21 protein-coding genes and 2 pseudogenes are annotated in these 25,776 nt (G+C 39.1%); 5 read left to right on the top strand and 18 right to left on the bottom strand.

Features of this window, described 5'->3' with window-relative positions; all coding sequences use genetic code 11:
- Position 1 precedes the first annotated feature (1 nt).
- Positions 2 to 1,132: a restriction endonuclease subunit S gene (locus AWM71_RS03735; protein WP_060776717.1), complete on the bottom strand. Its 1,131-nt coding sequence runs from the start codon at positions 1,130 to 1,132 to the stop codon at positions 2 to 4.
- Positions 1,125 to 1,727 (bottom strand): annotated as a pseudogene (locus AWM71_RS03730) (N-6 DNA methylase); the annotation flags it as partial. The gene AWM71_RS03735 and the pseudogene AWM71_RS03730, both read right to left, overlap by 8 nt.
- 235 nt (positions 1,728 to 1,962) lie before the next feature.
- On the opposite strand from AWM71_RS03730, the gene AWM71_RS03725 reads away from it, so the two are divergent.
- The gene (locus AWM71_RS03725; RefSeq protein WP_060776715.1) at positions 1,963 to 3,618 is read left to right on the top strand and encodes an exonuclease domain-containing protein; all 1,656 of its coding nucleotides are present in this window, start codon (positions 1,963 to 1,965) and stop codon (positions 3,616 to 3,618) included.
- Positions 3,619 to 3,674: 56 nt separating this feature from the next.
- On the opposite strand, the gene AWM71_RS03720 is transcribed toward AWM71_RS03725, so the two are convergent.
- The 3 genes from AWM71_RS03720 to AWM71_RS03710 all read right to left on the bottom strand — a co-directional run bounded on the left by AWM71_RS03720 (position 3,675) and on the right by AWM71_RS03710 (position 5,552).
- On the bottom strand, positions 3,675 to 3,869 hold the full coding sequence (locus AWM71_RS03720) for a hypothetical protein (RefSeq protein WP_060776714.1): 195 nt from the start codon (positions 3,867 to 3,869) through the stop codon (positions 3,675 to 3,677).
- Between the two features lie 74 nt (positions 3,870 to 3,943).
- Positions 3,944 to 5,206 (bottom strand): phage tail tape measure protein, encoded by a 1,263-nt coding sequence (locus tag AWM71_RS03715; RefSeq protein WP_060776713.1) that lies wholly within the window; start codon positions 5,204 to 5,206, stop codon positions 3,944 to 3,946.
- Positions 5,207 to 5,294: 88 nt separating this feature from the next.
- A complete protein-coding gene (locus AWM71_RS03710; protein ID WP_060776712.1) occupies positions 5,295 to 5,552 on the bottom strand; it encodes a DUF4177 domain-containing protein in 258 nt (85 codons plus the stop codon).
- Positions 5,553 to 5,862: 310 nt separating this feature from the next.
- Here AWM71_RS03710 and AWM71_RS03705 point away from each other — a divergent pair, with 310 nt between their 5' ends.
- Complete coding sequence (locus AWM71_RS03705; protein ID WP_082632746.1) at positions 5,863 to 8,580, top strand: type I restriction endonuclease subunit R; 2,718 nt, start codon at positions 5,863 to 5,865, stop codon at positions 8,578 to 8,580.
- A 146-nt stretch (positions 8,581 to 8,726) separates the two neighbouring features.
- Here the strand turns inward: AWM71_RS03705 and AWM71_RS03700 are convergent, their stop codons facing one another.
- From AWM71_RS03700 to proS, 5 genes are all read right to left on the bottom strand, one after another.
- Positions 8,727 to 9,011 (bottom strand): hypothetical protein, encoded by a 285-nt coding sequence (locus AWM71_RS03700; protein WP_060776710.1) that lies wholly within the window; start codon positions 9,009 to 9,011, stop codon positions 8,727 to 8,729.
- Positions 9,012 to 9,102: 91 nt separating this feature from the next.
- Positions 9,103 to 9,696, bottom strand: a complete 594-nt coding sequence (locus AWM71_RS03695; RefSeq protein ID WP_060776709.1) for a DUF4097 family beta strand repeat-containing protein — start codon at positions 9,694 to 9,696, stop codon at positions 9,103 to 9,105.
- A 274-nt stretch (positions 9,697 to 9,970) separates the two neighbouring features.
- Entirely contained in the window at positions 9,971 to 11,371 is a 1,401-nt protein-coding gene (gene rlmD, locus AWM71_RS03690) for a 23S rRNA (uracil(1939)-C(5))-methyltransferase RlmD (protein WP_060776708.1), read from the bottom strand.
- 100 nt (positions 11,372 to 11,471) lie between these two features.
- Positions 11,472 to 11,639, bottom strand: coding sequence for a 2-hydroxymuconate tautomerase (locus tag AWM71_RS03685; protein WP_060776707.1), 168 nt, complete (start codon positions 11,637 to 11,639; stop codon positions 11,472 to 11,474).
- 76 nt (positions 11,640 to 11,715) lie between these two features.
- Complete coding sequence (gene proS, locus AWM71_RS03680; protein ID WP_060776706.1) at positions 11,716 to 13,161, bottom strand: proline--tRNA ligase; 1,446 nt, start codon at positions 13,159 to 13,161, stop codon at positions 11,716 to 11,718.
- Between the two features lie 519 nt (positions 13,162 to 13,680).
- Here proS and AWM71_RS03675 point away from each other — a divergent pair.
- Both AWM71_RS03675 and AWM71_RS03670 read left to right on the top strand, forming a co-directional pair.
- Positions 13,681 to 14,673: a substrate-binding domain-containing protein gene (locus tag AWM71_RS03675; protein WP_060776705.1), complete on the top strand. Its 993-nt coding sequence runs from the start codon at positions 13,681 to 13,683 to the stop codon at positions 14,671 to 14,673.
- Between the two features lie 95 nt (positions 14,674 to 14,768).
- A complete protein-coding gene (locus tag AWM71_RS03670) occupies positions 14,769 to 15,290 on the top strand; it encodes an acyl-CoA thioesterase (RefSeq protein WP_060776704.1) in 522 nt (173 codons plus the stop codon).
- Positions 15,291 to 15,427: 137 nt separating this feature from the next.
- Here the strand turns inward: AWM71_RS03670 and adhP are convergent.
- From adhP to AWM71_RS03630, 8 genes and pseudogenes are all read right to left on the bottom strand, one after another.
- Positions 15,428 to 16,238 (bottom strand): annotated as a pseudogene (gene adhP, locus AWM71_RS03665) (alcohol dehydrogenase AdhP); the annotation flags it as partial.
- A gap of 444 nt (positions 16,239 to 16,682) precedes the next feature.
- Positions 16,683 to 18,011: a uracil-xanthine permease family protein gene (locus AWM71_RS03660; RefSeq protein ID WP_060776703.1), complete on the bottom strand. Its 1,329-nt coding sequence runs from the start codon at positions 18,009 to 18,011 to the stop codon at positions 16,683 to 16,685.
- A 195-nt stretch (positions 18,012 to 18,206) separates the two neighbouring features.
- Positions 18,207 to 18,935 carry a pseudouridine synthase gene (locus tag AWM71_RS03655; protein ID WP_060776702.1) on the bottom strand — a complete coding sequence of 243 codons (729 nt, stop codon included), beginning with the start codon at positions 18,933 to 18,935 and terminating at the stop codon, positions 18,207 to 18,209.
- Between the two features lie 28 nt (positions 18,936 to 18,963).
- Positions 18,964 to 19,533 carry an ECF transporter S component gene (locus AWM71_RS03650; RefSeq protein ID WP_060776701.1) on the bottom strand — a complete coding sequence of 190 codons (570 nt, stop codon included), beginning with the start codon at positions 19,531 to 19,533 and terminating at the stop codon, positions 18,964 to 18,966.
- On the bottom strand, positions 19,533 to 20,348 hold the full coding sequence (locus AWM71_RS03645; protein ID WP_060776700.1) for a Cof-type HAD-IIB family hydrolase: 816 nt from the start codon (positions 20,346 to 20,348) through the stop codon (positions 19,533 to 19,535). Before AWM71_RS03645 ends, AWM71_RS03650 begins: the two co-directional genes overlap by 1 nt.
- A 25-nt stretch (positions 20,349 to 20,373) precedes the next feature.
- Positions 20,374 to 21,684 carry an alpha-amylase family glycosyl hydrolase gene (locus AWM71_RS03640; RefSeq protein WP_060776699.1) on the bottom strand — a complete coding sequence of 437 codons (1,311 nt, stop codon included), beginning with the start codon at positions 21,682 to 21,684 and terminating at the stop codon, positions 20,374 to 20,376.
- A 36-nt stretch (positions 21,685 to 21,720) separates the two neighbouring features.
- The gene (locus AWM71_RS03635; protein ID WP_060776698.1) at positions 21,721 to 22,644 is read right to left on the bottom strand and encodes an FAD:protein FMN transferase; all 924 of its coding nucleotides are present in this window, start codon (positions 22,642 to 22,644) and stop codon (positions 21,721 to 21,723) included.
- 29 nt (positions 22,645 to 22,673) lie between these two features.
- On the bottom strand, positions 22,674 to 23,492 hold the full coding sequence (locus tag AWM71_RS03630) for a hypothetical protein (RefSeq protein WP_060776697.1): 819 nt from the start codon (positions 23,490 to 23,492) through the stop codon (positions 22,674 to 22,676).
- A gap of 305 nt (positions 23,493 to 23,797) precedes the next feature.
- On the opposite strand from AWM71_RS03630, the gene AWM71_RS03625 reads away from it, so the two are divergent.
- Positions 23,798 to 25,768, top strand: a complete 1,971-nt coding sequence (locus AWM71_RS03625; RefSeq protein WP_060776696.1) for a fructose-bisphosphatase class III — start codon at positions 23,798 to 23,800, stop codon at positions 25,766 to 25,768.
- Positions 25,769 to 25,776: the final 8 nt, after the last annotated feature.

Below are 25,776 nucleotides of genomic sequence, written 5' to 3'. Positions count from 1 at the left end.
TTTAAGCTTCACTATTTACCAGCGTTTTGGTTGCGTCAATAACTTGGTCTTTATACTTAACTACATTGGCAATAGTTAATTTTTCAATGGCTCGAATATAACGCGCCATATAGTCAAAATCAGGTTTACCATCTGGGGTAACTGGTAATTCTAGCTCTTCAATTTTCATTTTGTCTAATGTCCACTTAGAGGAATAACTATATTTTCTTCTACATTTTGTTATAACAGACATAATATATTCAATTACTCGCGTATTAAAAGCAAATTTGGGATACCATACATTTACATCATCAGAAGCCCAAAATGGTTTTTCTTGTAAAAATACTTCGCCGACTGAACCGTTGTAGCTAACCGAAATAGTGTTTGCGGGATGAATGTATTCCGTATTACCCACTCTAGCCGTAATTCTATTATTAGCTGATGATGAACCGACAAAATTAATATCTCTCACCATCATATCCGCCTTTGTAAGCCGTTTACCCTTTTTTATGTCAAATAGATCCGATGCAACAAATTTCTTAAACCTCAACGCCCCATTTTCGCAATCAGTTTCCAAAGAGCCGTTTTCGTTAGATGCCGATTTTCTAGAGAGAGAGAGTACTTTCTTATCTTCGTCTGTCAGTTCATAGTCATCAAGGTTAGTTGCTTTTAGATAAGCATCCAGCTCCTTGATGCGTTCTTCCATATATTGCCAGTCAATGTCATCTACTGTGTATTCATGGTTAGGGTCGGAGTGTTTGATGACAGGAAGAGAAATACCTATATGAGCAATTTTATTATAGCTGCACATATTATTGTACGAAAACACTTTTGACAACCACGATAACATAGATGAAATATATAAGCCTGTTTCGGCTGTAAGAGGGTGATCTTTTAATACTAGTGAAAACACTCGTGCATGTGTTACCATTTTATATTCAAAATCACGAAAGAATACATTCTCAAACATATCTATAGTTATTGTATTGGATGGAATAATACGTGCATCAATATCTGAAAACCCTATGATACCTGTATTTTCAAGTCCGGAACTTACTACTGGATAGCCCCTTCCATTTATGTGTTCTTTTTTTATATCAGTATTTCCATTATACCTAGAAAACAAATCCCCAATCAAAAACTCCTTATTCATCCCACTTCACCTCACCTTTTAAGATGGCACTCACTTTCCACGCCAAATAATCAGCTACCGTTTTCTTAAAGTCTTCTTCCTTTGGTGTTGTGTCAAACTTTTTATGCTGATTAAATGTCCAATCATCACCATTGATGGTAATAGTATCTTTGATTACAAGCCCATTGGCTTCGGTATAGTATTCTGTTTTTGGCTCTTTACCAAGGCAAATTGCCACAATTTCGTCGTACCTCTCCAGAGCATGGTCAATGTTTCGCAAATTCACTTTTTGTGTTGACTTTTTGCGATTTTGTCTTGCGTAACCGTCTTCACTAAAATCAATGAACTTCACCATATCGTCCACTTCATGCGGACAATTTACTTTAAACAAATAAATAGCTGTTTGCACAGAAGATTTACCGTTAAATAAATCAGTCGGCATGTGAATACTTACAAGCAACGTATTTTTCTTTAATATTTGTTTAGCATACACATCCCCCTGACCGCTACCGGCATTTTCCTGAATTAAAACGGCACCATAACCTGTTTCCATTTTTGATAATGCTTCGTCTACAAAGTTAAGCCCTTTATCCGGTGCAGAATAAGGCGGATTCATCGGTATCAACCTCTGCATACAATCCAACAAAAAGCCTTTAACATCAATGCTTAGGGTGCATGGAGATTGGTCATGGGTGCAAGAAAATTCGGTTGAATATGGCGGTATAAACTCATTTCATCAAAACTATTCTACCAAAAAGGCTACACATTATCACTTCAAATGAATGATCGTCACTTTTGAAATGGCTTTTATAGTATAATGGGGTCAAAAGGTAGATTGAGAAGGTAAAGTCATGGGATTGTTTAACAAAATTTTAGGAATCCTATTTGGCAAAACGGACAAAGAAGAAATCAATGAGGCTGATGTTTTAAAAGACGAATTAACAAAGATTGATGTCGTGACTACTCCAGTACAGAGAAAGCAACAAAATAAGACGACTGGTAACGTCAAAACATCTAAACTGACTCTCACGCCTAGAACTGTTAAAGAGCTCGAAAAAGAGTTTTTTGTTTTTGATACTGAAACAACTGGACTCGACCGCTTCTCAGATCGAATGGTTGAATTAGGTGTTATTCGATATAAAGACGGACGTGTCGTTGATGAATTTAACACCCTCATTAATCCAAGGTTTCCTATACCAGAAGCCGCTTCAAGAATCAACAAAATAACAGACGCTATGCTTCGTGACGCTCCTACTGAGTCCACTGCTCTAAGTAGTGTTTGGCCATTTTTAGAGCCTGTCCTTGAAGGAAAAGTTATCATTAGTGCACATAACGCTGATTTCGATATTGATTTTCTTACCAATGCACTGAAGCGACATGGCTACTCTGCTAATATAAAATATGTGGATACACTGGCAGGATCGAGAAAGTTGATTAAGGGGCCATCCAACTACAAGCTTGGAACGTTGGCTAAGCATTTTGGCATTGTAAATGATGATCCGCATCGGGCGACTGGTGATGCTAAAACCTGTGGCGAACTGTTGCTCAGACTAATCGCTACCTTTAAGGAAGACGAAAACGAGCAAATGGAAAAGCAGGCTAAATCCATTCCATCTGCAGAAGAATTAGAAGTTTGCGCTTTTATTCAAGATGTAATTGTTAAAAGTGGACTTCCCACTGACTTGCTTCGCTTCTATAAAAACAGTTCAAAATATGTTGCTGTTTCATACCTATACACGATGTTCGAATTTAAATTTGCTAAAAAAGGACGCTACCTCATTGCTCCTATTCAGTTCAGCGAAGAAATAGATCTTCCTAGAACAAAAGCCACCATGTCTGAAGGTGGTAGTCAATATGAACGAATATTTTTTAACTCCTATGAAGACTTGAACTTATTAAAAAATCTCTTTATGTCTACTTATGCTTCGTGTCTCGATCAATACAAAGACTTTGAAAAGATTTATCTGGATAGCAATGTTTTCAAGGAACAGATGGAGTATTACTACTCGGGTGGCTGTCAATTAACTGAAGAAGAGACTATAAAATTACTCGACAAAGGACAAGGCAGAGAAAGCGTTCGAAATCTTGAATTAAACCTCCCCAAAGACATCAATATTAATATTGATGAACTCGAACTGAATCCCATCCACAATCGTGTTCCCTTAAACAAAATTAAAAACAAAAATAATAGGGACAAAGGTTTTGATGAAGGCTTTCCTTTGTTTGAAAAAGGAGATAAAATCAGAAAGCAAGGCAAAATTAAAGAAGCTATTGCCCTTTTTGATGAAGCAAGATTTAGAGGGTATGTTTCCCCTGGCTTGTATGAATCTTACGCTATGGCTTATCGCAAATTAAAAGATTACGAAAACGAGGTTGCTATTTTAAATGAAGTGCTTAAACGTTTAACAAAATCACATCCTGACCCCAATATTGAGGAATCGCAGTACTCTAGACTTCACAGCCGCAGAGAAAAAGCTGCTTCACTCCTATTGAAATCTAGAAAATAAATTATCCCACTCAAAAAGCCACCCAGTATCATTTCAAATTAGGGTAGCTTTCTGCTTTAAATGGTAATGGTCGTGCCATTCTTGAAGTGGTAATTCAACAGTCCCTCCTCGCTCACTTCCACACAGTCTAAATGTAAATTCCAAAAAATCGGATCAAAAGCTTCAATTTTGTCATTCATCTCCACAAGTTGACCGATGAAGAAGTTCAATCTCAAGAGTCTAGCTTTCTTGTCCTCAAGTTGGTTAGTCACCTTTTCTAAGGCAGCTTCTTCTTGATGAAACCGACTGACGAGTTCTTGATACTGACGGTTATAGGCTTCTTGGTCTAGGCAACACCACCTGCCGTTTTCATGGAATCCGAGATCTTGTCATATTCCCCCTGCGTCATATTGAGAAGCGACAAGAGGCCTGCTTGCCCTTCTTTTCCTGCAATGACTGTCGCATAGTAGGCCTTTTGTTCATCCGTTAGCCCTGCAAAAGACCCCCGCATGCCACGTAAGATCTCATCCAAGGACTTGAAAGACCCATCTTGGTTGATGATCTTGATCCCTAACTCATCCATGGCTACCTGCATTTGACTGGTGGGCTTGATCAAGTTAGTTAGCGAGTTCTTCAGCAAAGTCCCTGCTTGTGACCCTTTAATCCCTGACATGGACATGGCTGTAATAGCAGTCGTCACATCTTCAATATTGAAATGCATGGCATTGGCTAATGGTGCTATATATTTAAAAGGTTCCCCTAAGTCAGTAATGCCAATAGTTCCTGCATTTGCTGCTTGAGTTAAAACATCTGCCACTCGCCCTGACTCGGAAGCTTTCATATTGAACCCTGAAATAGCGTCCGCTACAATCGTTGCCACCGTACCAAGATTTTCACCTGATGCAGCGAAAGCATCCAAGACACCACCAACACCAGACAAGATATCTTTGGTTGACCACCCTGCCTTAGCCATTTCCGTCATAGCTTCCGTCACACCCGAAGCAGAGAAAGCTGTTGATTCTCCCAGTTGAAGAGCTTTTTCTTTCAGCTGTAACAGTTCATCTCCTGTTGCTCCTGTGATAGCTTTAACGCTTGACATGCCTTCTCCAAAATCAGCTGTCGTTTTTAGCCCTGAAGCTCCCACTGCAACAATCGGAGCCGTCAGCTTAGTAGTCATTTCTTTACCCACTTCTCCTGTCACCTTCGATATTTTCATCGAAGCGTCTGAGATGCTTTTAAAGGCTTGACCTGTTTTGAAAGCTTGCTGTTCTAAAGACTTTAAGGCATTTTCGGTTTCAATAATTTCTCGTTGAAGAGCATCATACTGAGCTTTAGAAATATCACCACGAGCCAGTGCTGCACTAGCTTGTTCAGAGGCTTGCTTGAAAGAATCTAACTTTTGCTTAGTTTCTTCCACTGCTTGAGAAAGAAGCTTTTGTTTTTGTGCCATTAATTCAGCATTACTTGGATCAAGTTTCAACAACTTATTAACATCTCTCAGTTCGGACTGCGTATGCTTAATCTCCGTATTCACTTGCTTTAGGGCATCTTGTAATTTAGTGGTATCCCCACCAATTTCAATCGTTATTCCTTTAATGCGATTCGCCAAATTCTCTCACCTCCCTATTAAAAATAGCTATAAGAAAAGCACCTATCTTTTGATAGATGCTCTTTATCGTTAAATAAATTTAAAAATTTTAATTGATTCTTTCAAATACCATTGTAGCTTGGATTTTATCTCCTCCCCAAAAACCTTTCGATCCAGAAGAAGATGTTGTAATCGTATGTAGTCTATATCCTAAAGCTGCCTGTTTATTTATTGCTGCTTGTAAATTCGTTAGACTGGCAGTACCCGAACCAGTACCTAATAATTTTTCAGTAAGAACTACCTGTAAAACGACATACTTATCGCCATTACCTTTAGATGACCTTCCTACTTTATCATCCCATGCCATAAAATATCCTCCTTCACAACACATAAAATATATACCTAAATTATAGCATATGATTAAAACTTATCAAAATCATCTTGCGTAGCTAATTCCTTGTAATTAAAGCTATCATTTTCTTTTTCGGTATACATATCATTCACTAGTCCTATCGTGAGTAGACTTAAATCAGAAATTGAAAGCCCCAACTCTACGGCTCGAAGTAAAAACAAAGGTGTCGTTATAAGTCTTTCTGTAGGTCTTACTTTTTTTAGGCTTTTCAGCCGTTTTAAGATTGACTCCCCACAGTTCGATAAGCTCTGGCAAAATCTGATAAATAGAATATGAAAGTTCGATAATAGAATTATTCCAAAACATGGGATACAGATATGTCTACGCACCAGATTTGGAGCGTGACTTTCGTAGCCCATTATATGAAGAGGAATTACTGTCAGCATTACATAGGCTAAATCCAAAAATGCCGGAAGATGCTATCGCTGATGCACTGTTCAAATTGAAGAATTTTGAAAACGCTGAACTTGTCCAGAAGAATGTACTCTTTATGGACTATCTTCAACACGGAATTGAAGTTAGGTACTTCGTGGATGGCGAGGAACGCTTCGGCCTCGTATATATTGTCGACTATAAAAACCCTGATAATAACTCCTTTGTTGTAGCAAATCAGTGGACGTTTATTGAAAACAGCAATAAACGCCCGGATGTAATTCTGTTCTTAAATGGCATGCCGGTTGTACTTGTTGAGCTAAAGTCGCCATCTCGTGAAGAAACCGATGCTTCAGAGGGCTATCTCCAGATTAGAAATTACATGCAGGAAATACCATCGATGTTTATCTATAACTGCATTTGTGTAATTAGCGATCATCTGACTAGCAAAGCCGGAACCATAACTTCCGGTGAGGATCGCTTCATGGAATGGAAAACAAAAGACGGTAGTTATGAGAATACGCAATACGCTCAGTTTGATACATTCTTTGAGGGAATGTTTGAAAAAGCGCGCTTACTTGACATCATAAAAAACTTTATTTGTTTCTCCAATGACGGATTGAAGGACTGGCTGGGAGGCAGGCAGGCAAACGGCATCATTTTTACAACGATGCAAAAATTTGAAGAATCATCAGAGCCACTTTCTAAGCGCCGTAACATCATCGTTATGGCTGATGAAGCGCATCGTAGCCAGTATGGGTTGAAAGAAAAAATTGACGCTAAGACTGGTGAGATAAAAACGGGAACGGCACGTATCATACGTGACAGTCTGCCAAATGCTACATATATTGGCTTTACTGGAACGCCTATAGCCGCAAAGGATAGAAATACTCGTGAAGTGTTCGGTGACTACATCGATATTTACGATATGACGCAAGCTGTAGAAGACGGTGCTACGAGACCAGTCTATTACGAAAGCCGTGTTATTAAGCTGAAATTTGATGAGCCTACGCTCCATCTGATCGATCAGGAATACGACATTATGGCAAATAATGCTGACCCTGAAGTGATTGAGAAGAGCAAGAAAGATCTTAGCCAGATGGATGCTGTTCTAGGCAATGACGCTACTATTGATTCTCTTACTAACGACATTATCAGCCACTACGAAAACTATCGAGAAAATCTGCTAACTGGAAAAGCAATGATAGTTGCCTACTCTCGCGAGATAGCTATGAAAATTTACAAGCGTATGCTTGAGGTCCGCCCAAGCTGGCAGAAAAAGGTTAAGGTCGTAATGACCGAGAGTAATAAAGATCCTGAAGAGTGGCGTGCTGTTATTGGAAATAAGCATCACAGAGATGAGCTTGCTAAAGAATTCAAAGATAATAATAGCGAGATGAAAATCGCCATAGTTGTTGATATGTGGCTTACAGGATTTGATGTTCCTTCCCTTGCAACGATGTATGTCTATAAGCCAATGCAGGGCTATAACTTGATGCAAGCTATTGCCCGCGTCAATCGTGTCTTTAAAGATAAAGAAGGTGGTTTGATTGTTGACTACGTGGGCATAGCGTCAGCATTGAAGCAAGCAATGAATGACTATACAGCTCGCGATAAAAAGAACTATGGTGATACCGATATTGCTAAAGTTGCATATCCCAAATTCCTTGAAAAGCTTTCCATTTGCCGTGATCTATTCCACGGATATGATTATTCCAAGTTTACAAATGGTACCGATCTTGAACGCTCAAAGACTATCACTGGAGCGGTTAACTTTATTGTGAGCATTGACAAGGAAAGAGAACGTGAAGACTTCCTTAAAGAGGCACTGCTATTGCATCAGGCTTTGTCGCTCTGCTCGTCACTTGTAGAAAGAGACCTTCGAGTAGAGGCAGCATTCTTTGAATCTGTCCGCGTGCTTGTTATGCGCTTAATGAATCAGGGTGAAGGTAAAAAAATATCTCTGCCGGAAATGAACGCTCGCATCAATGAACTTCTGAAATCCAGCATCAAGAGCGAGGGTGTCATCAATTTGTTCTCTGATGTTAAAGAAGAATTCTCCCTATTTGATCCTAAATTCCTTGAGGAAATTTCAAAGATGAAGGAGAAAAACCTCGCTGTTGAACTTTTGAAAAAGTTGATTGGTGAGCAGATACAGATCTACAGACGATCAAATATAGTCAAATCCGAGAAGTTCAGCGAAATTATTCAAGGCGTGATGAATCGATATCTTAATGGGATGCTGACAAATGAAGAGGTTATTGAAGAGCTTTTGAAAATGGCACAGCAAATTCAAGATGCCCGCAAAGCTGGAGATGAACTTGGCCTTTCTGAAGATGAGCTAGCCTTTTATGACGCATTAACTAAACCACAAGCTATTAAGGATTTCTATGAAAATGATGAGCTGATTGCCATCACTAAAGAACTTACTGAAGCACTTCGTAAGAATCGTACGATTGATTGGCAAAAACGTGATTCTGCACGTGCTAAAATGCGCATGATGATTAAAAGGCTTCTCAAACAGCACCGCTATCCACCTGAGGGTATGGAGGATGCTGTCAAAACAGTAATGACTCAGTGTGAGCTGTGGACGGATAGAACAGACCTGTAGCCTTGCATAATTATTGTAGTTGAACTCATTCGATAATTAGTCTAAACCTTATTTTCCCACTTCACAGGGTGGGTGCAAAGTGGGTGCACCTTTTAACGTTTAGTTTTTCCTGTATTACTACGCTTATCACTGCTTTGCTTTTTCAGTTATTTCAATTCTCGATTAGGCAATTTTCCAGTTCTCAAAGCGACAGTAACAAACTCAACCTCTTGCAAGCACTTCTCGCAAAGTTCATAACCTTCATTGAAGTTCACTCTCGACTTAAATGTGCTAGCAATGAACTCGCATGGTAAGGTGATCCTTTCAACTACACCGCACCGTTCGCACTCAGCATACACATTTCCATCCTTAATTGGAATAAACATTCCATGGTCTTTCTCATTTCCCATGACGCTAACATCTTCGAAATCATCAAATTTTACATAGAGCATATACAGCTTCCTCCTTTATTGGTATGTCTATATACGCTCTAATTCCAACTTATATCAAGTTTTATTGCTTCTTTTTTGATCTATATGTATGCTACTTCGCAATAGCTTTCCCATTAAGGCAGTGCACCATGTAATGCGCAAATCCATCGTTTTTACAGTTTACCTTCTTCTTATCTGAAACCTCGGTGACACCATTCTCACAATCTACTTCAAGGCTTGCATCCTTGCTGATTGTTCCTTCTAAAATACTCATGCCATTTAACGTATCAAGCGTACAAACATGAGTTACTTCTACGTTTGTTGCTGAAACCGACCCATTACAACATTTAAGAAAAACATCATCCGCTTTCAAATTAACAACTTCTACCTTGCCATTGTTCACTTCTACATAAAGCTTACCAATCTCAATATCTGTGATGAGCACTTGATTAGAATCAGATTCAACTTCACAAACTTCCACATCACGTGGCAAACTCACAACAATTTCAGGCATACCCTGAGTAAACCACCTCAGCCAATTCGAAGCTGAGACTTTTTTAGTTTGAATAAGCCTTATAACATTTTGCTCTTCCTCAACCCTCAATATATCTTGTTCACAGTTAACAAAGCTCACACCAAAGGTATCAGCACGTTTCACCGTTAAACGAACATCTTTCGTCTCTGCAATAAACTTCTTATTATCCATTACTTAAGCACCTCCCCGTGCACATACTAATAATCAGACCTCATTTTAACTTTTGAGCTATATTTTACCACTTCACAGGGTGGGTGCAAAGTGGGTGCACTTTTTAACGTTATCCATCCTGTGCACTCGACCCCAGAGCGTTGATATGTTTCCTCATACAGCAAAATCGCGCTCAAAAACCACGAGAACCCAGCTTAAAGCCGTTTCGCATTAAACCTTTTAACGATAACCCTCGCTAAGCCTTGCTGCACAAGTGCAAACTTGCACCCACCTATTAAGCTTTTGACATCAATACGACAGTCTCAACGTGCAGAGTATGTGGGAATTGGTCCACTGGCTGAACCACTTGTAATTCATATCCAAACTCTCTTAGCCAAACCAGGTCATTTGCTAAAGTTTTGGGATTACAGGACACATAGATAACTTTTTGACAACCTAATCGCCCAATTCGACGCATAACTTTACCTCCTGCTCCGCTTCTTGGCGGATCCAAAAGTAGTAAATCAGGATGTCCCCAATTTTCCTCTAGCTCAGCCATTCCTTTTCTAGCATCACGCGATATAAAATAAGTATTCTCTAATCCATTCTCCAAGGCGTTACGCTTCGCTGACTCAATAGAAGTCGGTACAATCTCTATTCCAGCAAGTTCCTGACACCTATCCGCCAGTGGCAAACTAAATGTCCCTACCCCACAAAACAGATCTAACACCCGCATATTTTTTTCAATTTGACCCATTTCCAATACCAAATCCACCATTTTTTCCGCTTGGAGAGGATTCGGTTGGAAGAAAGTATCAAACCAGAGACGATACTGATAGCCATGAAGTTGATCGTGGATATAGTCTCTTCCAAATAAAACTTCACTTTCTTGAGACTGCGTTCTATCTGCGATATCCGTATTTTTTAACCATACCACGCTGGCTAATCCTGAAAGTTTTTCTTGAAGTTGATCAACTAATTGGCGTGTTTCTTCCAGGTAGACCTTGGCTTCTTCCGTTGCAAAAATAGCTACCATGATTTCTCCTGTGCCATGCGATTTTCGAACCATTAAATGTCGCAAAAGACCAGTATTACTTTCTTTATCATAAGATGGAAGTTGATGACCCTTCTGCCACTCACTCACTGTTTCTTTGACAGTGATCACTTCTTGAGGAGCTAAAGGAGAATCTTTAAGATCGATAACACAGCGGAAATTTCCAGCTTGATGCATCCCTATGGCTCCCTCTTTTCCAAAGGTCAGCTCCATCTTATTCCGGTAATGATAGGGATCATCCATCCCTAAAACAGGTCTGACTTTTCCAGAATCAAACCCCTTCTCTTCAAGAAAAGATTGAATAAGGCGTTCTTTATAGTCCAGTTGTGCTGCATAAGACATATAAAGAAGTGGGGTTCCTCCTGCAATCGGGACATCCGTAGGGGGGAAGCCTATGCGATCTTTTGAAGCTTTGACAATCTCATCATAAGAAACCGTTACCCGCCTTCTTCCCTTAGCATTAGGGACGGTTACCCGAACCACATCACCAGGGAGAGCTTGAGGAATCGTTAATTTCAACTTCTTTCTAGGACATCCTTCTTTTAGAGGCGGATGCCAATATTCCACGACTCCCATACCTTGGCTATCTAATCCCATCACCTCAACTTCTAATACTTCTGTGGGATAAATCTTTTTCTTCATCTTCTCACCCTTCTTTGTCTACCATTCCCCATTCTTATAAAAAAAGTTACCCAATCGTTCCCAGCCTTTTAGCTGTTCCATCTCTTGGGTAACCCTTTTCCTATTTCTCGTTAAAATAGTTTGATTTTTTCATGTCTTGGAAAATCACATGAATATGTTCTTTAGGGGCATTCGCATACTTGTGGACAACTTCTGTAATTTCTTTCGCCATATTTGCTTTGGCTTCATCGCTACGACCTTCCACGAGTTCTACATGAATAAATGGCATAACAATTCTCCTTTATGTTTTTTGTTCATTATAACCCATCTTAAAAAAACGATCTAGCGGATTTTATTTACAGATTCTAATAAGCACGAGCGAACCATACGGTATATTTAGCTGGACGTCCAGAAACTAAGTCTACCGTTTTCTTCATTGGTGAATTAAATGGAATATTCCGAGAAGTAAAGCCGGTTTCTTCTTTAATCTTGGCTTCTGTTTCTTCCGTACCATCCCAGCCAGCCAAGATCCATCCAGGGTATTCTCCCTTTTCTTCACAGCGTGCAATATGAGCTTTTAATTCTTCAAAGCTGTCAATTTCTGTGTGTTCATGAGCGTGACGATAGGCATCTGCTTTGTCATATAAACGTTTTTGCATGATCTCTAGTTCACTTTGAACCCGTTCAACAAGCTCGTCTAAAGAAACTTCGAATTTTTCATCTAAATCACGCATCTTAATCATACATTGATTATTCTCAAGATCCCGTGGTCCAAATTCAATCCGTAAAGGGACCCCCTTCACTTCCGATTCGTTGTATTTATATCCTGCAGAGTTATTGGAATCATCTAAGTAAGTCGACAAGCCCACTGCTTTTAAGGCGTCTTCTATAGCGCGTAACCGTGTGAGAACCTCTGGATTTTTCTTGATATTCCCTACTGGAATTAAGGTTACTTGAATAGGTGCCATCTTAGGTGGGAAAATCACTCCCTTTTCGTCCCCATGCGCCATAATCATCGACCCAATCAATCGCGTAGAAACACCCCAAGAAGAAGTGTGAACATAATCATGATGGTTGTCTGAATTTAAAAATTTAATATCGAAAGCTTCCGCAAAATTCGTCCCCAAATAATGAGAAGTCCCTGCTTGAACAGCCTTTGTATCCTTCATCATAGCTTCGATGGAATAGGTATCTACCCCTCCTGCAAAACGTTCAGAAGGCGTTTTTTGCCCATCATATACTGGAAGAGCTAGCAGATCTTCAACGACTTCCTTGTACAAGTTAAGGAAATACATGGTTCGCTCTCTTGCTTCTTCTTCACTGGCATACGCACAATGCCCTTCTTGCCAAAGGAATTCAGAAGTTCTGAGGAAAGGAAGGGTCCGTTTTTCCCAGCGGAAAACATTCGCCCATTGATTCAATTCCATAGGGAGATCCCGATAGGAATTAATCCAATCAGACATGGCATTACCGAACAAAGTTTCAGAGGTTGGGCGAAGAGCAACAGGTTCTTCTAATTCTTCTTCCCCTGCTCGTGTTACCCAAGGTAATTCTGGCGCAAAACCTTCCACATGATCCGCTTCTTTTTTAAAGAAAGATTCTGGAATTAACATTGGAAAATAGCAATTCTTAACCCCCGATTCCTTAAATTTTTGATTAAAAGCTTCTTGGATTTTTTCCCAAAGACTATACCCATTCGGTTTAAAAACCATGGTCCCCCTCACAGGTCCATAAGCAAAAAGATCTGCCTTTTGAATGCTTTGTAAATACCATTTGGAAAAATCATTGGTTTGTTCATTTTCTTGTGCCATTCTAAATTCTCCTTTATCTTTTTACAAATGCTTAAAGCCCGTAGTTCCCCTTTAACAAGAGAAATTAAAAAACGAGCCCGTGTCTCCAAAGGACGACATGACTCGCGGTACCACCTTAATTAAGTTCAAAAACTCTTCTCTCGCTATAACGACGCTAGCCGGACTTCATTAGCCTTCTTTTGTAGCAGGTTCACAGCTGAGCGGGGAAGTTTTTTCAGCAACCAAACTCTCTCTTAACCCTTCAAGCTCCTACTTATCTACAATCATTCCTATTTTCTCTAAATTCTCCCCATTTGTCAACTCATTCTTTTACTTTCCTTTTTTTGAAAAATAAGTGTTCTATGAAAATTTCATGAAAACTTATTATTTTCAAGGAGAAAACGCTTGCTCTTAGCCGCTAGCTTTGCTATCCTTAAAAGAAGAGAGTAATTAACTTTTAAAGAAATACAGTCATCAGAAACATCTAGGTATAAGAAACAGTTTGAAATCGTTACAATCAATTATAAAGGAGGACCTTTTATGGAATCTAAAAATGCCACTATTTATGATGTGGCACACGCTGCTGGTGTTTCCATGGCAACAGTGTCTCGTGTTGTCAACGGGAATCCCAACGTTCGTCCCGAAACTCGGGAAAAAGTGATGAAAGTCATCAAAGAATTAAATTACTACCCTAATGTGATCGCTCGTGGACTAGCTTCTAAGCGAACGCGCTATATTGGCGTTTTACTTCCAGATATCACCAATCCTTACTACAGTTCTCTTGCCTTAGGAATTGATGATATTGCCACTATGTATGAATATAATATTATTTTAGCCAATGCCCATCCTTATCACGATAATGAAGGCATTGAGTCCTTACTGATGAAACAGGTCGATGGGATTATTTATATCGGTTCCAGTATCTCCAATGAAGCGAGAACCCGTGTTAAAAATTCTGGGCGGCCAATTGTCTTTACCGACTTAATCGACCCTATCAGGGAAATGCCAACCGTTAATATCGACATCGAAGAAGCTTACTATGAAGTAACGAAGGGATTTATCCAAGCTGGGAAAAAGCGCATTGCTTTGGTAGGTCACAACGCTTCATTCAATAATAAACTCGGACGTCAACTGATTGGTTACAGAAAAGCGATTGAAGAAGCTAATCAGGAAGTTCAAGAGGAACTCTTAATTGCAGTCCCTCACGCAAACTATCAAGCTGGATACGACCTCTATGAACAAATTGTTGCTATCAAAGCAGATGCTGCTATTTTAACAGACGACACCTTGGCCATAGGGCTCTTGAACGCCTTGCAAGATAACGGCTTATCTGTACCTGATGATATTTCTTTAATGGCTTCCAATAACAGTGACATTGTCAAAATGGCACGTCCAATGCTTTCTTCCATTGCCCCACCAATCTATGATATTGGAGCTGTAGCTATGCGAATTCTCACCAAATTAATCGAAAATCAAGAAGTACCTCAGTCAATGAATCTTCCTTACACAATCCAAACAGCGGGGACCAATTAGGCCCGCTGCTTTCTATCTCTTTAAAAAGCGAAATGCTCCCTACAAAAATTTAAATGTGCTACACTAAAAATATCACTTAAAAAGGAGCTTACGTTATGGAAAATACTTCTCTTTCTGTTACCTGTAAAGATACGCGCATTATACAAGAAATTCTCATTTTACCCGCCTATACTAACCCTCATGGTAACCTTTATGGTGGGCAATTATTATATTTTATCGATAATGCCGCTAGTCTAGTCGCACATAAAGCAACTCGTTCAACAATCGTTACCGCTTCAATGGACAATATGAATTTCCTCAAGCCTTTCCATTTAAATGATATGTTACGCATCGAATGCTATCTAAGTGGAACAGGAAACAGATCGTGCGAAGTATTCGTCAAAGTTATTGGAGAAAACTACCAAACTGGTCATCGCTATGTAGGAGCTACTTCCTTTTTAACCTTTGTAGCTACCCCTCAACCCAATGAACTTTTTATAATGCCTACCCTCATTCCAGAAAGCGAAGAAGAGCGCATTATTTGTTCAGGCTACAAAAAACGCCAACAACTTCGACATCCTCAACGTGAAGAAGATAAACGTCTCCAAGAACACTTAACTAACGCCTTAAAAAAATAACATAGACAAAAATGGATCAACGCCCGTCGTTTGACAGGTGTTGATCCATTTTACATATGCGGTCTTTGCAATCTTCTTTGAGAAGAAAATGGTAAAGATCACCAAGCTTTAAAAGAAAGCTTTGAAACTTTTATTTTTTATTTTTTCAAGTCAATAACTATACGGCCACGAATCTTACCAGCAGCCATTTCATCAAAGATATCATTAATATCTTCCATTGGACGCATTTGAACTCTTGGTTTGACCTTGCCTTCAGCACCAAATTGGAAAGCTTCTGCCAAGTCTTGACGTGTTCCTACTAAAGAACCAATAACTTGGATACCGTCTAAAACTAAACGTGGAATAGATAAATCCATAGTTTCTACTGGTAAACCAACTGCAACAACACGACCACCTGCACGAACAGCTTCTACAGATGTATTAAATGCAGCTTTGTTAACAGCTGTAACTACTGCTCCGTGAGTTCCGCCTACTTTTTTCCATAGCTAACTTAGCAACGTCTTCTTTTAATGGATTGACACAGATATCTGTACCACATTGACGTGCAAACTCTAATTGACCTTCATTGATATCCATAACTTTCATATTGAAAACATTCTTCGCATATTGTAAAGCCAAATTACCTAAGCCAGCTAATAAAATCCATTCTCCTGGCCAAACTTTAGATTCTTTAAGTGCTTTATAGGTTGTAACTCCTGCACAGGTAATTGAAGAAGCTTCTGCAGAAGATAATCCATCAGGAACTTTAACTGCGTAATCAGCGATTACGATACATTCTTGAGACATCCCATCATCTGCTGTATAGCCCTCATTTTTAACATTTCGACGAAGTGTTTCACGACCTGAGGTACAATACTCACAATGCCCACCCCCTTCAAAGAACCAAGCAACATTTGCACGGTCCCCAACTTTTAGAGAAGTTACACCTGGAGCAACGTCTTTGACAACGGCTGCTCGATGGTCTTTAGTTGCAACAATAGCTTTCATAAATCTTCTTCCTAACAAGATATTGTGAATTTTTTACATAAATGTTATGCTATATACTTTATAAAATTTCCAGACTTTTTAGACATTTTTTCAAAATTATTTTAAATTAAAAATTATTTACTTACTTTATATATTCAACTAAATAATGTTTTATTATCAATATTTAAAGAAATTTTGTCCCTATTCTATTTTTTAAAATTTTATTTAAAAACTAAAAAATTTATTATTTTGCAATTTGCATTTTTTATTTATTAGCACTCTCAATTGGGATAAGATTCACAATTAAGAGGATAACCTATAATAAATAAAAATAAGCTTCATTTTCCATTTCTATCATGAAAAAAATGAAGCTCATTTAAACTTCTAAGATATTCTATTTCTCATCATTCAGAAAGTCTGATCATCTTACTCCTTTTCTGGAATTGCTTTATTCAAAACAATTGCTAACAAACTAGCCACTGACACAGGAGACCCTAAGAAATATTTTAAAACTTCTGGTAACTGATTCAAAAAGTCTTGTGGAATGTACTGAAGCAAGGCAATCGTCGCTACTGGCAAGATGACTACAAAAGTTCCCTTGGACGTACACATCTTTTTATAATCTATACTCTGTAATCCGCCCATGAAGATGGTCCCACAAATCACCAAGAAAATACCACCGATGACTGCCCCTGGAATAACAGATATAAGAGCAGACAATTTACCTGAAAGTCCGAATACAAAAAGGAGCGCTCCGCCCAAAACGAAGACTTGGCGACTAGCTACTTTTGTTAAACAGATAATCCCTGCATTAGAAGAAAATCCTGTCATAGGACTCGTTCCAAATATAGAAGAAATAACACACGATAGAGCTTCTCCGATGACCCCTTTATTAATGGTCTCTGTCGTTAAAGAGGTTTCACACGTATTAGCCATGGCAATCCAAGTACCTGCAGATTCAGATAAAAGTAAAAGATAGACAATAAGAACCGTTAACACAGATGAACCGTCAAAAGTAAATTGAATATCTTTTCCTAAAAATAAAGGTAGACTCACCCAATCTGCTTGTCCAACTACGCTAGCATCCAAAATTCCCATAAAATAAGCAACGACACATCCTACAATAAACGTCAACAGAACAGAGCCAATGCGTAACACTTTTCCAAATAACCCCGTTACCTTTTCCCCAAGGAGAGAACAAATCACCATCACTGCGACCGTCAACATTCCAAGCGTTAGGTTCTGCCCCACACTTCCGTTTGGAGCATGATAAATATTTCCAACGGCTGCCGGCATCAAACTTAATCCAATGCATAAAACAATAACAGAACCTACAAAATGTGGAATAAAGTGATGAATAAGTTTATCCACAAATCCAGTAAATCCCACTAGTAACAGTACTAAAGCACCGATTAAAGAAGCGGTCATCGCTACAGACCACCCAGCCATCCCTCCACCATGTACCATTGAAATTCCAGATAAAGCTGCAATAGGAATGAACGATGCTCCCTGTGCAACGGGAAGTTTCATTAATAAAGTTTGAAGGATCATCGCTAATCCTGACGCAATGAAAGTCGATTGGATAACCCCTGTCGTTTCAGCTGATGATAAGCCTATCATTCCTGCGATAATCATCGGTCCTACATAAACATTCATAGACAAAGCGTGCTGTAAGCCAAGAGTGAGTCCCTCTGATAATGGAACTTTCTCATCCATTTTAACTTCTAAATTTGACCCCTTCATCATGTGTGACATGCTGTAATCCTCCTCTTGAGTGATTAAAATCCGAACCATTGGATCCTTTTATTACATAATTATACGTTATTTAATTAAAAATTCCAGTCCTTTTTAAAATTTCTCTCAAAAAAGATATTACATTACTAAAAACACCCCACACCACTCGTAAAAATATTCTTTTACAAGTACTGTGAAGTGTGCTTTACAGAATTTCTAGCGCTGATAATTCTTTAAAAGATCAAGAACAACCTGGCATTCTTCTGCAGTAAACGGACGATACGTTCCTTCTTCTAAAAAAGGATCAAGGGTAAAAGGTCCTAAAGCAATCCGCTCTAAGGCGATCACCTTTACTCCGCAGGCTAAAAATATCTTTTTTACTTGGTGGCGCTTGCCTTCCGTAATCGTTAAACGGCCTATACTTTTCGTTTCACACGTTTCAAGAATCTCGAGTTGAGCTGGTCGACATTGAAAGCCATCTGACCAGACAACACCTTTTTGAAATTTCCGAATCATTTCATCGTCTATTCGTCCATTAACCGTTACAAGATAGGTTTTAGGAATATGGAAGCGATCACTTTCCATCAAGTAATGCCATTGACCATTATCCGTTAATAAAAGCAGACCTGTAACATCTCGATCTAATCTTCCAACAATCGTTAATCCCTGATAATCGTCTGGTAATTCATCAAAAGGCGTCGGCCATTGGCGATCACTTTTCGCAGAAACTTGTCCTTTCTTCTTATGGTACATCACATATCGGTAGCCTAAAGACTCGCCTACACGTTCATTCGCAACAGAAATCGTTTGAAGAGAAGGATCGACTGCTCGATTTCCATCCAAGACCACTTGACCATCTACTTGAACCTTTCCTTGATGGATCCATTTTCTCGCTTTAGTGGCTGATAGTCCTTGTGTCTGTTGGATAAGAGTTTGTAGACGCATATTTTCTAACTTCCTTCTTAAAAATAATTTATCTCTGTAATCGATCGAAAACAGACCCAATCACAGGGACGACCATCCCCGCTATTATGACTTCTAATACAAAGTTCAATCCCAAAGTAGCTACAAAGGTCTCTAAAACAGCGCTTTCTTGAATACCCAAGGCTGCTGCATAAGCTTTAGAAGCAAATAAAGCCGTCATTATAATAACCAGCGAAGTATTCGTAATCGTTCCAAGAACACCGACTAACACGCGATTCACAAATTTACTCAAATGCTTATCTAAAATCTTGTAAACTAATCCCGACAAAAAGCCTACACAAACCCTTGGAAGGATAGATACGAGAGGATTTAAAAAAATAGCGGATAAAATCGTTGGAGAAACCATATTATGATAAAGCGATAAAGCTCCCCATACAAAACCTATCCCCGCTCCCACTGATGGGCCCAGAATAACTCCTCCTGCGATAACTGTAATATGAATAATCGTAACGTTCGCTGGTCCAATAGGAATGTAGCCAATCCAAGGAATGAAACTTTGTAAAGTAACTATCGCAATAAATAAACTTGTGAGTGTTTTCTTTTGTAAATTCGTTTTCATTACTTTCTCCTCATTTTTCCTAATACCAAATGATCCACAGCTTGACAAATACCTTCCTCATCGTTAGTAGCTGTTACATAATTCGCAGCTTCTTTCACTGACAATACGGCATTGCCCATAGCAACTCCCATTCCCGCCCATTCAATCATAGGGAGGTCATTCTCTTGATCACCAAAGGCCATGATCTCTTCTTGCTTAATTGCCAAAACTTCAGCCAAATTTCGTAAACTATCTCCCTTATTCGCTTCTAGCGGATTAAACTCTAAAAAATAAGGGGCACTTTTGACAATATTAAACCTATTTTCCCAATCTGCAGGCAATTCACACCGCAACTGATCCAAATAATCAGGTTCTCCGGTAATCATTACCTTATTCGCAAGAACTCTTCCTCTAAAATCAAAGACACGAATCGGCAAACTTACCAAATCTGCTTCATACTGCATATAAGGATATTTCGGTTGATGAAGCGCTAAAACATTTTGGTCATCATAAGTATTAATATCTACATCTTTTTCAAGCATCCATTCTGTAATCTCACGAACTTCTTCGTCACTCAAAGCGGCTTGAAATAGTACACGACCATTCTGACAAGAATCCACAATTTTTCCACCATTAAAGCTCGAAAGATAACGCACCAATTCTTTTCCAACTTGCTCTTGAATTTTTTTCACTCCAGGAAGCGGACGCCCTGAAGAAATAACAACCTCTATATCATTCCTCTTCAAGTCTTTGAGCGCTCCATAAGTGGCTGATGATACTTGGTGTTCACTGGTTAAGAGAGTCCCATCTAAATCAAAAACTGCTAATTTATACATACACTATTCCTTTCCTAATTATTCTTTAGTGAGGAAGAGACACATCTCCTTCGTAATTTAAAATCACTGCTCGATTTCCTACCTTCAACGTTCCTTCTTTAATCGTATAGCTTTCTTCGCCAATCAAATTTTTATAAGCCCCTTGCGGAAGCTCAATTTCTAAAGTATGGTGCTGATGATCTGGTCTCAAATTAAAAATGCCAAATAAATGTTGAGCATAGTAATGATAAGAACAAATCAATAAATTGGGTTCTTGACTCCGGCAGAAAAAATATCCACTTTTACAAATTTCCCATTCTTTCATTTCGCTCAGCCGACAAATCATCTCTGTCAAATCTTCTCGAACTGTCCAATCTATCTCCTCCCGTTTTGTAACAGGAACAGGCGATAGGCACCCCACTTCTTGTCCCATTAACAGCTCTACCATACCCTTTTTGAAAAATGACAAGGCCGTCCAATTCCATAAAAGATCCTTATTCGACAACAAAGCTGAAATTCGAGGCTGATCTTCATGTTCATACCCTGTATTTCTAACCCCTGTAGAAGGACAAGTCACTTCTTCATAATTCAACATATAGGCGAGCTGTTCGATGGTGATCTTCTCTTCTCGATAAGCTTGATAAAAGCCTAGGAAGGATTGATCATCCAATACATCAAAATTGGTATATATTTCTCCTTCTGTATAGTAAGGGATCCGATTCATTCTAAGGAGGAACATAGTATCAGCAGTTAAAGTATTACTTAACCAATAAAAATAAGGATGAACATCTTCTACTTCTGCCCGCGCACTATTCCAAAATTCTGTTCGAACCAGCTGCGCATTTCTCACGAAAAATCCATCTACTAGTGCCGCCCATTCTTTTAATATTTCAATTAAATCGTCCCACATCTTAGGATTTGAAAAATCTAAATCCACTCCCAAAAAAGAACCAGGAACTCGGGAGCAGACATTTCCCTTATAATCATGTAAAAAATACTCGGGATGGCTGTCAACTAATGGAGAGTCTTTGGCCAATTGCGGCACAGGAATTTCTAATAGGACCTCCATATTGTGATCATGTATGGCTTGAATCAACATTTGAAAGTCTTCCTTCGTTCCATAATCCGGATCAATCTCTCGAAACCCTTTTACAAAATAAGGATTGCCACATTCTCCTTCTGCATGAATATCAGTGGATTGAAAAATAGGCCCCAAAATAAGGAGAGAAATTCCCATGTCCTTTAAACGATCAAGTTGCGGAATAATCCCTAAAAAAGTTCCTTTCTTACTAAAATTTCGGACATAAATTTTATAAGCTGTTTTGTGTCTTAAGGTCAGATTTGTTACTTTTGCCATCTTTTTCCCTTTCTTCAATGAACCAAATAACTCACATTATTCATTCCCACGTAATCCTTTTGAAAAAAATATTTCACCTGTTTGATTAATAGCTAGCCCTTCTAATCCCTCCTGCTTATCTAACCGAAAAATCGCTTCTTTTGCAGAATAGTGAAAAAGGGCAGTCGTCCAAATTTCACCATTTACTGAGCGATCGGAAATAACCGTTAAACTGGTCATATCTGAAGTCAGCGGATAGCCCGTTTTTGAATCAAAAATATGATGATAAGTTCGTCCCTGAACGCAAAGTTTGCGTTCATAGATGCCAGACGTCACGACTGATTTATCCTTTACACGAACTTTTCCTATAAGCTCTCCACGTCGCTGCCCTGGTTTTTGAATACCAATTTGCCAGCTGCCATCCTCACTTTTCGGAGAATCTCCCATCACCCGAACATTTCCTCCCAGATTAATCAGACCATACATCGCTCCTTGCCCCTTCCAGAAAGCGATAATTTGGTCTGCAAAGTACCCCTTCGCAATGGCTCCCAAATCAATCGCCATGCCTTCTTTTTTTAGATAAACCTGATGTTCCTCTTCTCTTAAAAGAACGGCCTTTGGATCTACTTTCTGTATTTGACATTGAATGTCTTTCGGGTCAGGAACATGAGCATCTTCGAAACCAATCCGCCAAAGTTGTACCAAAGGGCCGATAGCTAAATTAAAAGCAAGATGGGTAGATAGACTGACTTCTTTTGCCAAAGCAATCAAGTCAAATAAATCCTCATCTACTTGCACAGGATGTTTTCCCGCAGCTTGATTAACTTGTCCTAACATGGAATCTTTCTTATTCGCTGAAAAGCGGTGCTCATAATCCTCTAAACGCCTCACCGTCTCTTGTAAAAGAGAGTCAGCCTTAGGATGAGCTACCTGCAATTCAATAACCGTTCCCATTAAGGCAACACGTTTCTTCGCTTCCATCTTTCACCTTCTCTACACCTTTAACTTCTCTAATGGCCCGTAGAATCTGCTCCTATCCATTGATCCACTTGCCACTGAACAATAATCCATGTAGCGAGCCAGACTGCCAAAATATCCAAACCGATTCGTCCTAAAACATCTATCCATGCTAACTGAAAAATAAGAGCAAATAAGCTATGGAAAGTGGCAACCACCGGCGCAAAAATTCCCCACGTCATCACAAGTGTCTTTTTCCATTTATCTTGATACTTAAAATAGCGATGTAATAAACAGAAGACTAGTCCAACTCCCGCTCCCAATAAAACAGCCCACATCAAACTCAGATAAGTCATTCCAAGATCTAGGCCATAAATACCTAACCCCCGATAAGCAAAGAGTCTGAAAATAGCTAAGGCTTCCATATATACCACAATTGCTCGCCCATAAATAAAAGGCTTACGTTGATAATCTTTACCTTCTCTCGCTAAAAGAAGTACAATACCTACCCCTTGAGTAATAAATAATAATAGCGTTTTCAACACTTCTAATAAACTATCGATAGGCAATCGATGAGGGAGGGGTTCACAAGCGTATAAACACCAAAGCATCCATTCGCATGCAACATACGCCACAGTTTTACCTGTTTTTTTCCAAGGCATTCTTAAATCCAACCACTCATAGCCTGCCGTCATGCCCGTAAAACCTATCCAGCCTATCCCAAAAGCCACCTTATCGTACGAGCCAGTCTGAATCCATCGGCTAGGCAATAAATAGCCTTGAACAGATGGACTTTTAAACATTCTAAAAAGGAAGAGATGTAAGAGGCTCATCACAAGCCCTATGCCTACTATCTTTATCCATCGTTTCACAGTGACTACCTCTTTCTAAAGGTTCTTTGACTTTCTCTCTTCATTCCCAATTGAGAACGTATACATGTCTTTAGTATATCAAAGATAAAGCAAATTTGATATTCTTTTCATCCTTCTATTCATTAAAGTAAAAACTACTTGTATTTTTCAAGATAATTCTAAAAAAGTCTTAAAGTCTTTCGCTTTAAGGAAAAAATTTGCTAAAATAAGGTACACTAAGGGCGGTATGGAAAGGGCTTACACATAACAAATCAAGTGTAAGCCTTACTCACTTGCTATTTACTTATTTTAAGGAGGAAAATGTTATGACCTATAGTCGCGATTTTCTCGCTCTACTTTCAGAAAAGTTCCCCACAAAGGCCCAAGCTACAACAGAAATTATTAATCTTGAAGCCATCATGGCTCTTCCAAAAGGCACTGAACACTTTATGACAGACCTCCACGGTGAATACGACGCTGTCAACCATGTCATGCGAAACGGTTCTGGAAATATCAAAGAAAAAATTCATGAAATTTTCAATGAACGTCTGAGTCAAAATCGACAAAATCAATTAGCGACCATTATCTATTATCCTGAAGAAAAGATTGCTGCTTTGACAAAACCTATGAAAACCACTCAAGAAGTCGAAGAGTTCTATACATTAACCATCACGCGCTTAATCGAACTCACTCAATTCGTGGTTTCTAAATATACCCGTTCCAAAGTTAGAAAAGCGATGAAGGAAGACATGGCTTACATTATGGATGAATTAATTTTTAAAGATTCTATCCTTACTAACAAAGAAAACTACTATCGTTCCATCATCCAAACCGTTATTTCACTTGGAGAAGCTCCTAAACTGATTACTCGTTTATCAGAACTCATTCGGGAGCTTGTTGTCGACCGACTTCATATTCTTGGGGACATCTATGATAGAGGTCCTGCTCCCGATCGTATTATCAACTTGCTAATGAAAAAGAAAGCCCTCGATATCGAATGGGGCAATCACGATATGATCTGGATGGGAGCTGCGTCCGGCTCAAAAGTTTTAATCGCTAACGTTCTTAGAATCCAAGCCCGCTATGATAACCTAAGCGTTGTAGAACACTGCTACGGGATTCCACTACGTTCCTTTATTCACTTTGCCCAACAAACTTACAGCAGTGATCCAGCTAGTCTAAAAGGCTTCTATCCTAAACTTCCTAAAGATTGTACCTATCCTCAAGATGAAATCGATCAATTGGCAAAACTCCAACAAGCCATTGCCATCATCCAGTTCAAACTCGAAGCCCAAGTGATTAAGCGGCACCCAGAATTTGGATGTGATAACCGACTTTTACTGGACAAAATTAATTACGAAAAAGGAACCATTACCCTTAACGGAAAAAACTATCCACTCGAAAACAAGACTTTTCCTACTGTTGATCCTAAAGATCCGTATAAGCTCACTAAAGAAGAAGAACAAGTCATGAATGATTTGCAAACCGCCTTTTTATTAAGTGACCGATTACAAAATCATATGAACTTCTTATTGAATAAAGGATCTATGTACAGAATTTATAATAACAATCTCATGTTCCATGGCTGTATTCCGATGAATCCGAACGGCTCCTTTATGGCAGCTTCCATTGACGGAGAAACCTTATCCGGTCAAGCACTTCTTGATAAATTCGATCAAGTTGTTCGACGTATGTATGCCAACCGTGGCCCTAAAGAAAGCGAAAATCCTGATCTCGATTACTGCTGGTATCTCTGGCAAGGAGAAGGATCTGCTCTCTTTGGCAAAAAACAAATGACAACTTTTGAACGCTATTACATCGCCGATAAAGCTACTCATAAAGAACATAAAAATGTTTATTATAAATGGCGTGAAAATGAAGAATTCATTAATAAGGTCTTAAAGGAATTCCATATTGATCCCGAAAAAGGTCACATCATCAATGGGCATACCCCAATTAAAGCCAAAGAAGGGGAAGACGCTATCAAAGCCAATGGTAAAATGATCGTGATTGATGGAGGATTCGCCAAAGCTTACCAATCAACTACAGGACTTGGGGGATTTACCCTCCTTTACAATTCTTATGGGATGCAGCTCATTGCCCACCATCCTTTCGAAGGGAAAGCTGCCGCTATTGCGAATGAAACGGATATAGAATCCACACGACGAATTGTCGATAAAGAAGTTGATCGTTTATACGTTCGAGATACTGACAACGGTTATCTTCTCGCTCACCAAGTCCAAGAACTCAAAGCTCTTATTGCCGCTTATGAGTCTGGAGAAATTAGTGAACAGTAAGGTTTTAG

The organism is Aerococcus christensenii, from assembly GCF_001543105.1.
Taxonomy (GTDB): domain Bacteria; phylum Bacillota; class Bacilli; order Lactobacillales; family Aerococcaceae; genus Aerococcus; species Aerococcus christensenii.
The sequence above is the reverse complement of the archived record's forward strand: the minus strand, read 5'-3'. Positions and strand labels throughout refer to the sequence as shown.

Bases quoted from the DNA above. Each gene is read 5' to 3' on its own strand.
- AWM71_RS03635 (WP_060776698.1), bottom strand. From the start codon at position 22,644: ATGGAAGCGAAGAAACGTGTTGCCTTAATGGGAACGGTTATTGAATTG.
- AWM71_RS03685 (WP_060776707.1), bottom strand. From the start codon at position 11,639: ATGCCATTTATTCATGTAGAACTCGTGGAAGGTCGTAGCGATGAAGCC.
- AWM71_RS03675 (WP_060776705.1), top strand. From the start codon at position 13,681: ATGGAATCTAAAAATGCCACTATTTATGATGTGGCACACGCTGCTGGT.
- AWM71_RS03655 (WP_060776702.1), bottom strand. From the start codon at position 18,935: ATGCGTCTACAAACTCTTATCCAACAGACACAAGGACTATCAGCCACT.
- proS (WP_060776706.1), bottom strand. From the start codon at position 13,161: ATGGCACAAGAAAATGAACAAACCAATGATTTTTCCAAATGGTATTTA.
- AWM71_RS03735 (WP_060776717.1), bottom strand. From the start codon at position 1,132: ATGAATAAGGAGTTTTTGATTGGGGATTTGTTTTCTAGGTATAATGGA.
- AWM71_RS03625 (WP_060776696.1), top strand. From the start codon at position 23,798: ATGACCTATAGTCGCGATTTTCTCGCTCTACTTTCAGAAAAGTTCCCC.
- rlmD (WP_060776708.1), bottom strand. From the start codon at position 11,371: ATGAAGAAAAAGATTTATCCCACAGAAGTATTAGAAGTTGAGGTGATG.
- AWM71_RS03670 (WP_060776704.1), top strand. From the start codon at position 14,769: ATGGAAAATACTTCTCTTTCTGTTACCTGTAAAGATACGCGCATTATA.
- AWM71_RS03645 (WP_060776700.1), bottom strand. From the start codon at position 20,348: ATGTATAAATTAGCAGTTTTTGATTTAGATGGGACTCTCTTAACCAGT.
- AWM71_RS03700 (WP_060776710.1), bottom strand. From the start codon at position 9,011: ATGCTCTATGTAAAATTTGATGATTTCGAAGATGTTAGCGTCATGGGA.
- AWM71_RS03710 (WP_060776712.1), bottom strand. From the start codon at position 5,552: ATGGCATGGGATGATAAAGTAGGAAGGTCATCTAAAGGTAATGGCGAT.
- AWM71_RS03660 (WP_060776703.1), bottom strand. From the start codon at position 18,011: ATGTCACACATGATGAAGGGGTCAAATTTAGAAGTTAAAATGGATGAG.
- AWM71_RS03640 (WP_060776699.1), bottom strand. From the start codon at position 21,684: ATGGCAAAAGTAACAAATCTGACCTTAAGACACAAAACAGCTTATAAA.
- AWM71_RS03695 (WP_060776709.1), bottom strand. From the start codon at position 9,696: ATGGATAATAAGAAGTTTATTGCAGAGACGAAAGATGTTCGTTTAACG.
- AWM71_RS03725 (WP_060776715.1), top strand. From the start codon at position 1,963: ATGGGATTGTTTAACAAAATTTTAGGAATCCTATTTGGCAAAACGGAC.
- AWM71_RS03650 (WP_060776701.1), bottom strand. From the start codon at position 19,533: ATGAAAACGAATTTACAAAAGAAAACACTCACAAGTTTATTTATTGCG.